General features: G+C 29.6%; 9 protein-coding genes and 1 tRNA gene. 5 read left to right on the plus strand and 5 right to left on the minus strand.

Going from position 1 to position 13,492, the window contains the following annotated elements; genetic code table 11:
• Positions 1-63: 63 nt before the first annotated feature.
• The 3 genes from LZ480_RS11435 to LZ480_RS11445 are packed head-to-tail and all read right to left on the minus strand — an operon-like array spanning position 64 to position 3,415.
• Positions 64-1,023, minus strand: a complete 960-nt coding sequence (locus tag LZ480_RS11435) for a tyrosine-type recombinase/integrase (RefSeq protein ID WP_241369575.1) — start codon at positions 1,021-1,023, stop codon at positions 64-66.
• Positions 1,020-2,105 (minus strand): tyrosine-type recombinase/integrase, encoded by a 1,086-nt coding sequence (locus tag LZ480_RS11440; protein WP_241369576.1) that lies wholly within the window; start codon positions 2,103-2,105, stop codon positions 1,020-1,022. The genes LZ480_RS11435 and LZ480_RS11440 overlap by 4 nt, the downstream gene beginning before the upstream one ends.
• 2 nt (positions 2,106-2,107) lie before the next feature.
• The gene (locus LZ480_RS11445; protein WP_241369577.1) at positions 2,108-3,415 is read right to left on the minus strand and encodes a tyrosine-type recombinase/integrase; all 1,308 of its coding nucleotides are present in this window, start codon (positions 3,413-3,415) and stop codon (positions 2,108-2,110) included.
• A 527-nt stretch (positions 3,416-3,942) separates the two neighbouring features.
• Here LZ480_RS11445 and LZ480_RS11450 point away from each other — a divergent pair.
• The 5 genes from LZ480_RS11450 to LZ480_RS11470 all read left to right on the plus strand — a co-directional run bounded on the left by LZ480_RS11450 (position 3,943) and on the right by LZ480_RS11470 (position 12,795).
• Complete coding sequence (locus LZ480_RS11450; protein ID WP_241369578.1) at positions 3,943-4,851, plus strand: hypothetical protein; 909 nt, start codon at positions 3,943-3,945, stop codon at positions 4,849-4,851.
• 1,202 nt (positions 4,852-6,053) lie between these two features.
• Positions 6,054-10,997, plus strand: coding sequence for a hypothetical protein (locus tag LZ480_RS11455; RefSeq protein WP_241369579.1), 4,944 nt, complete (start codon positions 6,054-6,056; stop codon positions 10,995-10,997).
• A gap of 181 nt (positions 10,998-11,178) precedes the next feature.
• Complete coding sequence (locus LZ480_RS11460) at positions 11,179-11,358, plus strand: hypothetical protein (RefSeq protein ID WP_241369580.1); 180 nt, start codon at positions 11,179-11,181, stop codon at positions 11,356-11,358.
• Positions 11,359-11,373: 15 nt separating this feature from the next.
• Positions 11,374-11,559, plus strand: a complete 186-nt coding sequence (locus LZ480_RS11465; RefSeq protein ID WP_241369581.1) for a helix-turn-helix domain-containing protein — start codon at positions 11,374-11,376, stop codon at positions 11,557-11,559.
• A gap of 102 nt (positions 11,560-11,661) precedes the next feature.
• Complete coding sequence (locus tag LZ480_RS11470) at positions 11,662-12,795, plus strand: site-specific integrase (RefSeq protein WP_241369582.1); 1,134 nt, start codon at positions 11,662-11,664, stop codon at positions 12,793-12,795.
• Between the two features lie 123 nt (positions 12,796-12,918).
• Here LZ480_RS11470 and LZ480_RS11475 read toward each other — a convergent pair.
• Positions 12,919-12,991, minus strand: a tRNA-Val gene (locus tag LZ480_RS11475).
• Positions 12,992-13,120: 129 nt separating this feature from the next.
• Positions 13,121-13,339, minus strand: a complete 219-nt coding sequence (locus LZ480_RS11480; RefSeq protein ID WP_241369583.1) for a hypothetical protein — start codon at positions 13,337-13,339, stop codon at positions 13,121-13,123.
• Positions 13,340-13,492: the final 153 nt, after the last annotated feature.

The raw sequence follows: 13,492 nt of genomic DNA on the forward strand, positions 1-13,492 counted from the left end.
TAGACTTGTTTGTAAATTTTTATCACTATTTATTTGAAAATGTCTTAAATTTCAAGTGTTTGTTCATAATTTTTTCTTTAAATAATCTAAGATTAATTCATTGTTAGGTATGATAAAATTTCTATTTCTTACGTAATGTGGATTGATATATTCCTTTGTTGTAATTAAACTTTCGTGACCTAATAATTGCCTGATAATGTCCATAGGGGCACCTTGGTCTGCCATTAAAGTAGCAAAGGTATGCCTCAATCCATGTATATTAATTGGAGGCAAATTTGCTAATTGTAAATATTTTTTCAACAAAAGCTCTACATCATTACGTGTATATTGTTTTTGGGAATCTTTCATAAATAAATAATCTGAAGCCTTTCGGTTTAAACTTAATGTATACTTATGAATCTCAATTCCCATTCCTGGCCGGAGAAAAATCATTCGTTGGTGTTTAGTTTTAGTTTTTACTAATAAAAATTTGTCGTTTTCAAAATCAATATCTTCACATTTTAAATTTAAAATTTCTGAAATCCTACAACCTGTTGAAATTAGAAGCGTAAAGAGAAGAATGTCTGTCATTAAATTGTTGGAATGGGTAATAATAGAGTTCAGTAATTTTAGTATATTACCTCTGGTTAATACCTTTGAGAATTTCTTTTCAGGTAAATAATCTTTCAACTGAAATTTGATTTGAATCATAGGGTTTTCAAAATAATAATTGTTTTCCAAAAATCTAAAAAAACTCATTAAGGCTTTATATTTATCTTTCAGAACATGGTAGCTTTTATCTTTCAATAATAAGAAATAGTTGTCAATTACAATGCTATTAATGGACATATATCTAAGTGGTTTACCGGAAGAATCTATTAATAAAATTACCTTATCTAAATAAATATCCTTTGGATTAGTATTCATTTCATTTGATAAATAGGAGATGAATTTCTTTAACGAATAGTTATAATTGGTTAGGGTTTTTTTAGATAAACGTACATTACTGTTATAAATTTTAAGCTCATCGAGTACTGTTTTCACTTCTTATCCTCACTAATTGTACTTAGTAGAATTTCGAAAGGGTAGGGGAATTTATTGATAATTTCATCTCTTAGATCTTCGCCACGTAATTTAGTATAAGTCATTGTCGTTTTAGGATCAGAATGTCCTAAAATCTCTGTAAGATGGTGCTCCTTTATTCCAATTTTCAGACAAAAAACGGCAAATGTATGTCGAAATGAATGGACTTTAATAGAAGAAAGTTCTGGTTGATGTTTTCGAATTCTTTCTACTAAATGCTCAATTGTTCGAATAGGAAAATTTCTATTTCGTACAATTCCTTCATCTCTAGCGAATAAAAACCCTTCACATTGTGGATGCCAATTTGACATGCCGCTTTTTTGCAAATACATTAAAATCTCCCCTTTTAATTCAGGAAACATTGGGATAACTCTGTCTTTCTTTCCTTTGCCATTATATATATAAATCAGATTTTCCATCACATTGAAATCTTTAACTTTAATTTTGGAAACTTCACTGACTCTGCAACCTGTTAATAATAAAAACATAATTATGGCTCTACAGCGATAAGGCTTAAACAAATGTTCGACAGTTTCTAATATTTTTTTTATTTGTGCTTCCTTAATATATCGGGGAAGTAATGAAGTTTTTTCTAATTGGAATTTGTTACGGAAATCTTTATTGGTATAATCCATCTCGTATGCAAATTTTAAAAAGCTTTTCATAATGGCGTAATATTTATTAATTGTTCGTACGGAAAACGAATGTTCATATTCATTATCTTTCGTAATTATTTCGTTTATGATAATTTCATTTAGCTCATTTACTTGCAAATTAGGATAGTTAAGTAATAAAAATTTTTTTATTCTCAAAATGAAGTTGTTATAAGTTTTAAGTGTTTCTTCAGATCGTTTATTAAGCTTTACCAAATTAATAAGATGTTCTTGATACTTTTCTAATACATATAAAGCAGTTTTTTCATTATCAATAATACTTTCTCTGTTAGGTGCACTACCTAAAAAATCCAATAATGAATTTTCAGAAACTCCTAGTTGATTACAAATTTCTTCTAACGATATATTTAGTGATTTTTCAATTGCCATGGTCAACCTCCATTAAAAAGTTTTTTATCCATAAATAGTTTCTTCATGTGATTAATATCTCGATAAAAATAATAGTGTGTTGAAATTAAATGTTTATGACCAACGGATTCTTTTACTTGATCAATATGGATATTATGATTGAGCGCATTGGTAATAAAGGTGTGTCTAAGTGTTTTAGGAGTAAAACGAATTTCATTAAACACTTTTAAATTAAATTTTCTGAAAAGATGAGTAATATGATCGCTACGTATTTGTGCACCTGTACCTGAGGCGGCTAAAAACAAAGCCTTTGAATTGAGTTGGGGTAAATAATTTTCTCTGATTTGTAAATATTGTTTGATAAATGAAAGAGTGGTTTCTGTTAAGGTCAGCGTCCTTTGATTTGATTTTTTACACTTTAAAACAATTAATTTCTCATGAAAATAAATATCGTCAATATTCAAATTTTCAATTTCAATGGGTCTACATCCAGTCTCGAGAATAATCAGAAATATAGAAATATCCTGTAAAATATTCTTAGAAAGTTCAAATATTTTTTCTATTACCAATAAGATATTTTGAATTGAAGCGTATTCATTGCTTCTTTTTCCATTTTGAATAAGTCTCTTTGGTATGTGATAACTAAAATGAATTTGATTTTCTTCAGATAAAAATCGCAAAAATAATCTGACTGCTTTTAAATATGAGTATGCTGTGGAAGTAGCAATTTTTTCTAAATTCACTTCCTTTGTTAAATGCTTTTCAAACTGATGGATACTCAATTGCCAAAATTCATTCGGATGTCGCTTACCTTGTTGATAGTTTGAATAAGACAAAAAGTATTTAATGCTTGCTCGATAAATGTGAATTGTAGTTAATGCATAACGTTTGATTTCCAAATATTTTTCGAACTTTCTGATAATACAGTCTTCCAAGTTCATTTTCGAAAAAGAATTCCGACTATGTTTAGGGGGCATATAGTATAGATTTGATATTTCTTTTTTTCTAAGGAAGCTACAAAAAATTTTTAAATATTTCAAAATTATGAGTCCTTTAGAATTTTCGAGTTCACTTTGTGTAAATAATAATTGAACATGTTTTTGTATTTTTAAAATGTGAACTAACTCTAATTTACTCATCTGTATTCCAGCGTTTTTTTGGGGGAAAAGATCCTTTTCCTTTTTCAATACCATATATATTTCATAGGTGAAATACTCAAAAAAATCTGAATTTTTGATACGATATTCTAGTCCGAATTCTTCTATCAATGAAAGATAAGCATTATCATTAATGTTTGAAATCGGCAGTTGATGCTGCTTTTTCTGTTCCATTTAATCCCACTTTCTTATCGGTATTAGTTGTTACAAAAAATCCCTTATTTTGTATTGCAAACGAAATTTGTAACCTTTATAATGAAAATAATAATTAATTTAACTTTTGGCCTTAACCAAACGGTGGAGGCAATTTATTAGCACTTTTGATAAGTGTTCAAACGATTCTATTCCTATTCGTAGGATTCGTCTGTCCATTTATCAAAAGTGCTTTTTTGTTTTGAAATAAAAAATGGACAAAATTATAAACTCACAGCTTGTTTCACCTATTTCTGTCCATTTAGTTAGAAAAATAAACAAAAGTTGCGGGGAATTTAAGTTCCCCGCAACTTTAAGGGGGAATGTAATGAGAAATTTATCTCATTTTCTTACAGAAGTAGCATTCACAAGTGAACGGTGATATTTTGGAATGCAACTTATTAAAGTATTGGTTTAAGTTGAAAAACTTATATTCTTGGCCGAAATATCGGCCAAGAATTACTGTGAAGTTTCGTTACTTTAGTATCTGTATCAGGTGATGATTTAAGATGCAAAAGCTAACAAAACATTATGCTGACTATCTAATAATGATAGTGGAATTAATAAAAGGTGAAATAGATTTTGAGGGATATTTCAAAAAAAGAGGAATAAATCAAAAAGTTATTTTGAACGAAGTTAAATTTATATTAAATAATCCGATTATGTTTAACTTGTTTCTTTCTAAGATATCAATTGGAGTACGTTGCATGGCGATGAAAGCCATTTTTGATTTAAATAATAGACAGATTGTTGATTTAAGTTATTCTTTGAGTCAAACTTATAATTCAAAGACAACAATTGGTGATTTTATTAATGATTATTTAGATGAATCAATAAGTAGCAACTTAAATAAAAAAAGGACATATAATGCTGAATTATATTATGATTTGTCAATTATTTTGGATATACCATTTAGATACCTTATAGACCCTGTAGTACTATATAAAATGACAGGATCATTTGATGAATATGATAGAGAAAAAATTAAATTATACAAATTTAAAGATTTAGTAGTAGAGTTACTTATGATATCAAAAAACTTAACAGGGAACGAAAGGAAAATTTCGGGTATTAAAATTAAAAAAGAAGATTTTTTTGAGTTCGGGGAAGATTTAAAGACGCGAATAGATATAAGGGAAAAGCATTTTACGATCGAAATTCACATTGAAAATGAATCTGATATAGAATACTCAAAAATTTTAAAACTAAAAAAATTATTAAAAGTTCATTGTAAAGTTTATATTCGAGATGGATTTCTACGGGAAAATAAAAAATTAGTTTTTTTAGTAATTTTAGACGATAGTATTAATCCTGATATTTCTTATTTAAGGAACGAACTATTGTTCGAGAATTTATTATTAATGAAAGATACATTGAAAGAATATAATAACAGTTTATTTAATAAGAAGCCCTTCTAAAATATAAATTTCGGGATAATTGCTGAGTAGTGACGTGTAGGTAGTTCTCAATCGCCTGTATTTCTATAATCAGCATATTATTATTACGCAAATTGCAAATAGGTATACTACTTGCGTAGAAGTTGCCGTGTTGGAGATTCTGAAAGCGGTAAATGCACCCTTTTTTAGACGTAGCGACGTGGACCTAGTAATACGTCGTTAATCTAACTTTGACCGGTTTGTATGATGACCGTTGCAATAATTATCGTTAAGACATCGCTATAAGCTTCGCCGTATATGCGCTTGATGTCCAAATGGTGAGATCGACGAACGGGATCGGAGTGGACGAACTGGCGCTTTACGGAGCGCGTGGAACCTATCATACAAAGCACTATAAGACAAATCGAAGTTTTGCTTAACTAGCGAGGGCAGTAATAGATTAGTAGATACGTTGAGTAGATATCTATACTGATCCATGTACTTGCGTTTGCCGAGCTTACATGACCGATTAATTACGTTGAAATACGTACTTGTCGGCATGTAGGTAGGCGAACTGCGTCCAAGCCGCAGTTCTATGATGGCGAGGCGTTGAGTTAATGTCAAGCAAGTAAATAAAAATTTTCTAATAACTATTGTTAAGTAGAACGACATTTTTAGACCTCCGAAGACTTTACCAACCATGGTCAGTATTTTTTTCTTCCCATTCTTTATTTTCTTGTTCTGCTTCAAAATCTTTTTGTCTCTGTTCGTCTGCTTGTTGTTCTGCTAATTTCTTGGCATTTAGTTCTTCCTCTAAGCAATATAGACAGGCTTTCTATCGGCGATTTAAAATATTTAAAAGGGGGAGCAGGCTCAAAATTGTTAGCTAAAGACATTTTGAATTGCGTTAAATAAGCTTATTAAGCTGACTATGCACAAGGCTGTCAGCTTTTTTGTTTTGTAAATGGGTGAAAGAAAATGATGACTTGTTTTGAGGAGTATAACACTGTGTAATTTATAAATACTATTTAAACTTTGAGAAATCAACGTTTTTATTTGGTTCAAACGTTAAGGGAATAGTTACCCAACGACGCTTACAGCTACAATAAAAAAACAGATCTTGTTTATAAATTAGCTATATACCGATTAATAATTGATAATATTATAAAATCCAACTGTATTTCGTTATTTTTTTGTCGAATTATAGTATAATATTTCCAATAAGAAGATTAGGAGCTGAGTATATGAAAAATGTCGTTTTATTACCCAACGTTATAAATATGGAGCCCCCTGCAACACTACCTTATAGTATTGAAAAAGAATATACGAGAGACAGTATATTAAGGAATATTTCTTCAAACCTTAACGATAAAAATACAGCAATTGTTCTATTAGGAGATAAATTTTCTGGCAAAACAACAGTTTTAAAGCAATTTTATCATCAAAATATCCACCGTACTGGTATATATTTTGTACAAAACGATAGCTACAAAGATAGAATCGACTATATTCTTGGAGATATATGTAAGCAGCTCTTACCTATGTGCAGTGTTAAAGTACAGGAAAAAATAAGTAATAACGATTTAGATTATTTTAATGCAGACCGAATTAATGATGCATTTAGAAAAATTTATCTAGATTTATGTAATAAGGCTAGAAAAGAATCCTCTAAGTATTATATTATATTCGACGGTATTGATAAACTAAGTCCAGATGTGGCTACAGAATTAATAAGTTTAATTCCACCTGGAGATTTTAATGGGGTTTATATAATCATTAGTTTTGAAACTAATTATCCAATTAACTTAAATTTTAATTATTTACCCGTCACAGTATTTAATTTTTCAGCTGCTGAAACCGAGTATATTTTAAAGGACATTATATATGATAAAGCATTGATTAATAACATTCATGAATTTTGTGATGGCTTACCAGCATATATAAATGAATTAAGTATTAAGGCTGAAAATGACCCAGATATTATTCGTAAAGGTTTTAGTGAAGGGATACCTAAGGATTTTTCTGAATATACAGATAGCTTGTGGTGCAAAATTGAACATCGCTCTAATACGTATGAACTTGATTTACTAGCAATATTAACTTTCTCTAAAGAAAAATTGAAACTAAACACTTTATGTGATTTCTTACCTGTATCTATTGAAGATATTTATGAAATGAACTCTGAAAATGATTTTATTCGATTAGAAGATGAATATATTTCTATTCCAAATATTTATTATGAGTACTTAAAACATAAATTAGTAGAACGTGAATTATTTGCCAATGAATTCTTAATAAATTTTTATGAAAAGCAAGATTTAATGGACGTTAAAACTATTTCTATGCTATCAGACTTATATCTTGAAAATAACAATTATTCAAAACTGAGAGATTTAATGTCGATACAAACAATTCAATACAACATACAAGAGTTCAATGATACTCAAAATATAAATAATAGCTTAAAACTTTTGTCTAAAATGAGCTTTAGAGAACAAGATTGGGCAACCTATCAAAAAGCTACAATAATTACAGGCATATTAAATGAGATTAAAGGGACACCCCCAACTTTAGAGCATGAAATAAGAACTTTACTAACTCTTAGAAAGTTTGATGAGGCTATAAAAACTACTTATATGTGCTCTCTAAACGAGGATCGAGCTTATTTACTGTCCGTAATTTGTAGAGAATATACTAAAATAAATGAACCTGTACCCAACGCTATTATCCAAGAAATAAACGACTATTTAGATAAAACAAAATTATTTACAGAATTTAATAAAGAACTAATTGATAAACTTACTAGTATAAGCACTAATCTATTTCCTGCCGATATGAATCTATCCTTAGATATAATTAAAAAAATAGTTGAAAAAAGTTCTGCCGATATTTCTAAAGAAAAACTACTAGATTATATGCTTTTAAAATTATTTTTAAAACTAGGGGATGAAATTTCAGAAGAAAGTGGAATTGAAGAAATAACTACTTCCATTGATAATAGTGAAATTAAAAATTACTTAAATTTTATAACCACTTCGAGTATTGAAAGTTTTGATCATGTAAAAGAACGTATTCTGCAAATCACAGATACCTCTGCAAAAATGTTTTATTTAATCAACTGGTCTATTAATCATAAAAATAACGAACAAATTCTTGAGGCCATTGAATTTACTCTAGATTTATTTATTAATAATATAGATCATTCTTTAAGCATTCGAGATTTAAGGATATTAATAGAGTCTTTGATTGAGAATATAGATAATAATGATAAAGAGCATGTAAAAATAATATTAGTAAAGGCGAAGGATGCTAAAGAAAAATTAACTGTAGGAATTAAAAAAGAGAATATTAAATTCTCTATAATTGTCTCTAAAATTGAAACTTATATTAATAAAAGTTCGGCTCAAAATCAATTTCTTGAGTTAATTAATTATGTTAATTCTATAGAAGAGCTAGATACAAAATGCTTGGGCTTGGTTATATTACTTCAAGAAACTTTAAATATCCTAGGTGAAGAAAATATAGAGTATTACAACATGCTGAAAAACGATTTTAATTCAAGTTTCAATAAATTGATTATCAACGCTGCTGATCATTATTCTATTACATCAGAAATTTTTTACGAGTTATCTAAATGTGAACTAAACTTAACTTTTATATATTTTAATAAAATTAATACAGAAAAAAATAGATTTAGAATTTACCAACATATCCTAAAGGGGATAGTTGAAACTAATCAATTCAAACTTGAACATTTAATAAAAATTTTCCAATTATTTAGAGATCCTGGAAATCAAGACTTTTTGGTATTTAGGCTTTTACAAACTTTACAAGAAGATGAGTATATTCTTTCTAGGGATGAAATTTCAAGATTGAAGTCAGTAGTATTAAAAATAAAGCTGACACAATCAAAAGTAATATCATTCTCCATGCTCTATAATTTATCTAGAAATTTTCTTGATTTACAGGAAGAAATATATGATCAAATGAATATTGCCATCGAGAATCTTTCTGTTCATCAAGATAGAAATAAAATTCTATACTATATCATAAAAAATATAAGCACTGATTCAGTAGAAAAAGCTAATAAAATTTATGATACATTGCTAGCTCAAGATTCTAGCATATTTACCGATTCTAGGTTATCAGTAATGCATACACACTTTATTTCGATCCTAATTAAAATGATTCCAGAACTAACAAAAAATCAACAACTTGAATTTTATATAAAATCTATACTGTCTCATATAGAAAAAGCTAATTTTATAGTAGATAAAGCAATGCTATTAAATGAGCTTGGAATAATGCTAATTAAAACTAATAAACACGAACTGCTTAATTTGTTTGCTAAAAAATATTTTGATATATTTACTAATTACTCGGAAAACACAGCTATTTTATTTGATTTAATGCGGGAAAATAGTGTTTTATTATATTTTAAAAATGAAAATCTATACTTTGAATTACTTGAAAAAGTAACATATAGAGAATATAAAGAGACAAGTATCCTAAATAATATTATTTATTTAAGTTCAAAGAAATTAGCTACCGATATAAATGATTTAGAAAGCCTAGCCGTGCATATAAATTTTGAAACAGCAAAAAAGATTGAGACTTTAATTGGTCATTTAAAAATTGACTCTAATATTTCTTTAGCACTGAATATTTTTGCACAAGTTCTTGAAAATTCTATTACAAGAAGCGAATATTCAATCAGAGAAGTTGAGATTTCAAATTTCTATAACAGTTTAATTAATCAAATAGCAGAAATATTCCCTGATTCAGTCAATATTCAACATAATGGATATCTTATTCTATCTAAAGCTAGATTTAGTAAATTTAGAGGATTACGTCTAAAAAACGAAGGAGTTAGAAAAAAACTCCCTATACCAAATGAACTTTTTAATGAAGCCAAAAGCATAAATAACATAGCTGATAGAATCTTCGTATATACCTATATTGCGAAGTTTTGTTATCGTGAAGATTCCAACTTATCAGAGTTAATTCTAAGTGAGGCAGAAAAAGAATTAGAAAAGATTTTAAACTATACGGATAAAATCGATAGAGCAGAACTTATAGCTGAAACATATTATCAGTTAGGCTTAAATAATTCTGCAAGACAAGCTATCATGAAAATTTTAGAGATGCTCCACTATCAAAAAATTACTAAAGGCGACTATAATAACAAAGATTTAGAAAATTTAATTGAACTTTCTCACAAAATACATCCAGAATTTGCACAGTCTCTGAGTAAAGGCTTCGACTCACCTAATGAAAAAATTGAAATTAAAAGAACATTACAAACGATGAACTTCCATAGTACCCCTTCTAAAATCAAAGAAGCTAAAAATGTAACTGGACCTTCTTTAAAAGCATTTTATATTAAAACTTTAAAGTCCTTAAACTCTGGGCGAGGTCATCTATACGATGAAACCTTAATTATGGAAACTTTAAATACCTTAAAAGTTCTAGAACTTGATATCATCTTCTTAGCATTGGAATGGTATATCGAAAATATTAATAAATCCAGAGCAGAGACAAATGGTGTATCTAAACTAAATGATCAATTTAGCATAATTCAACATATCTTAGATTTTATTATAGGTATGGATGCTTACATTGTTAATAATGGGAATAAAAACGCATCAGTAAATAATCTTTATTCATTATATGATGATAAACAAATCAAACATATACGATACGGTGAAGGAAATGAGGCCCTAAGGTATCTTATAGAGTGGATTAATAACAATGCAAAAGAGTCCTTAACTATATTCGAACCATACTTCTCACTTGATGAGCTTCATATATTTTTAAAGATTTTCCTAAAAGATAATATTACTATTATTTCTGCAGCCAAGGATGAACCTAAAGAGGAAATTCAAAATGCATATATAAACAAGTGGAAAGAGCTGAGTAATCAGGCACCCCCATCTATAAGTTTTATAACATTGTCAGCTCCAAATGCAAAGACACCTATGCATGACAGATATATAATTGGAGATGAACTCAGTTTAGAATTGGGTACATCTATAAATGGATTTAATACTAATGATTTTAAGATTAAGGAAGTAGATTCTTCTGAAACTCAAAATACATTACAGAATACGATCATGCCCTATTTATTAAATCCTCCTAGAATTTTCGAAGGGAACACAATAAAGATTTACAAATTTCAGATTGATTAAATGTTTGACAGTAAATCCCTCCAGGGACGTAATAATGTTGTTTTAGAAAATAGCACAAATAAAAATACAAGGTTAGAATAAGAATTTCCACAGCAAAACTTCTTGGCCAAAATATTGGCCAAATGAAAATAATGTTTTTTTTTAGAAACCCTCTTAAGAGAAAAACTTAGGAGGGTTTATTTTGGTTAAAAAAGATTTAGGAAAGTCAAAAAGTAAACAGCAAAAAGCAATGGCAATTTTGAAGTTGTGGGAGGAAGAACTAAAAATTAAGAATGAGGTTAATGAGAACAAAGTCTATTCAAAAGAGAAAAATGAAAGCCTAAAAATCAATGACTCAAAATGTTTAAAAAAGACAAAGTGACGTGTGAAAAATTGTATGAAGCAATCTGAAATCGACTTGTATCCTATTGTCTTAACCGCCATTGAAATTAGTGAAATATTAAAAATTTCCAAACCAACTGCTTATGAACTCATGAATAGACATGACTTTCCACTAATAAAAATAGGAAGGTGCAAAAGAGTGCTAAGAGATGAGTTCTTTTTATGGTTAAGTAATCGCTAATAACTCGCTGCCATTATAAAAGTTTGAACGAGTGGTCAGACTGAGTATCAGACCACTTGTTTACTTTTTGTTGTGCAAAAATGATTTGGAGGTATGTACTAATTGGCGCACATCAGAAAAAGAGGTAAAACTTATTCGTATGCAATTGATATTGGTCATGACCCGTTAACTGGGAAACGTAAGCAAATAAGCAAAGGCGGATTTATTAAAAAGAAGGATGCCGAGGCAGCTGCGCGGAAGATTGAATTGCTGTTAGACGAAAATCGATTTATAGTTCTCAGCAAAGAGATCTTCTCGGAGTATATTGTCAATTGGTTTGAAAACCATTACAAAAATCGAATTAAACAAACATCTGCAACAAATAGTCAGTACATCATAGAGAAACATATCTTAGCTGAAAATCCATTTGCAACGAAAGAAATTGCCAAGGTAACGACTGCTGATATTGACCTTTTCTATAGCCTAAAATTAAAAGAGAATTATAGTACCAGCTATATTCGAAAGATGCATCAACTTTTAAATCAGGCATTCGGACAAGCCGTTAAATGGAAGAAGATTGCGGTTAACCCAGTAGCTGATGCCGATCCACCTTCTGTGAAGTATGAAGAGATGTCCATCTGGTCACTCGATGCGATTCACGAATTTCTTCAACATTGTAAAGGGGAGAGACACTATTTAACCTTTTTACTTGCGATTTATACTGGCATGCGAAGAGGAGAAATTTTAGGCTTACAGTGGCGTGACATTGATTTTGATAAAAAGATGATTCACGTAAGTAGATCGTTAGCGCATGTCTCGAAAAGTGGTTATCTATTGACGACATTGAAAACGAAAAACTCGAGACGACAAATCCCGATTCCAGAATTTGTACTACATGAATTACGCATGCATAAACAACGCCAAGAAGAGTGGAAGGGATTAGTAGGGGAGCTATATGAAGATAACGACTTAGTCATATGTACCAATACCGGGACCTTACAAGATCCACGAAATGTTGTGCGTGTCATGAAGCGCCTTGTTAAAAGCACGAAGGTACCAAACATTCGTTTTCATGACATTCGGCACACGCATGCATCAATTTTAATTTCAGAAGGTGTGGATATCGTAAAAATTTCGAGGCGATTAGGTCATGCCAACCCTAAAATTACGTTAGAGTTTTATGCACATTTATTGCCGAATGCAGATAATGACATTGCAGACATTTTTCACAAAGCCATCCAAACTAACACTAAATAATTGGAAAAAATCTTGCGGACAAATTGCGGACAAATCCTAAAATAGAGATGTAAGATAATAAGTCATTAAAAAAGAAAAACCTGAAAACGTTGATATAACAACGTTTTCAGGCACTTTAAATGATGGTCCCGACAAGTCTCGAACTTGCGACCCCCACCTTGTCGAGGTGGTGCTCTCCCAACTGAGCTACAAGACCGTGATAAGTTACAAAATAACTTGTTCTTATATATCATCATAGCATGTAAGGTGGAAGAGGTACATAGAAAACTACTAAATTTTACTTTTTATGATTCAAAATGGAATGTTTGCGCTTTCCTCCTACACACTAACGTCTTTTCTTTTTATCGTCTTTTAGTAATAGTTCCTTCTTAATTAATTTTTCTAAGATTACATGGACGTGATATTTGTTCTCTTCAATTTGAATGACATTTATAACTTTCCCATTACGGCCTTTAATTCTAATGCTTTCATCGACTTCTGGTATACGTTGTAAACATTGACTAAGTACAGATGTGTTTTTTTCAAAATAATGAATTGCAATCATTTCGATACGCTCCTTGTAAACTCAAATATAAGATTGAGTGAATTTTTTTTCAATTTATGATGATTTCGGAGCGTATAGAACCGACAGAAAAAGGAAAATCAATTGCGCCTCTGCTAACTTTCGTCCAGATTTTTTTCAAGTTCTGGGCCACAT

It is taken from the genome of Solibacillus palustris (assembly GCF_022549215.1).
Lineage (GTDB): Bacteria > Bacillota > Bacilli > Bacillales_A > Planococcaceae > Solibacillus > Solibacillus daqui.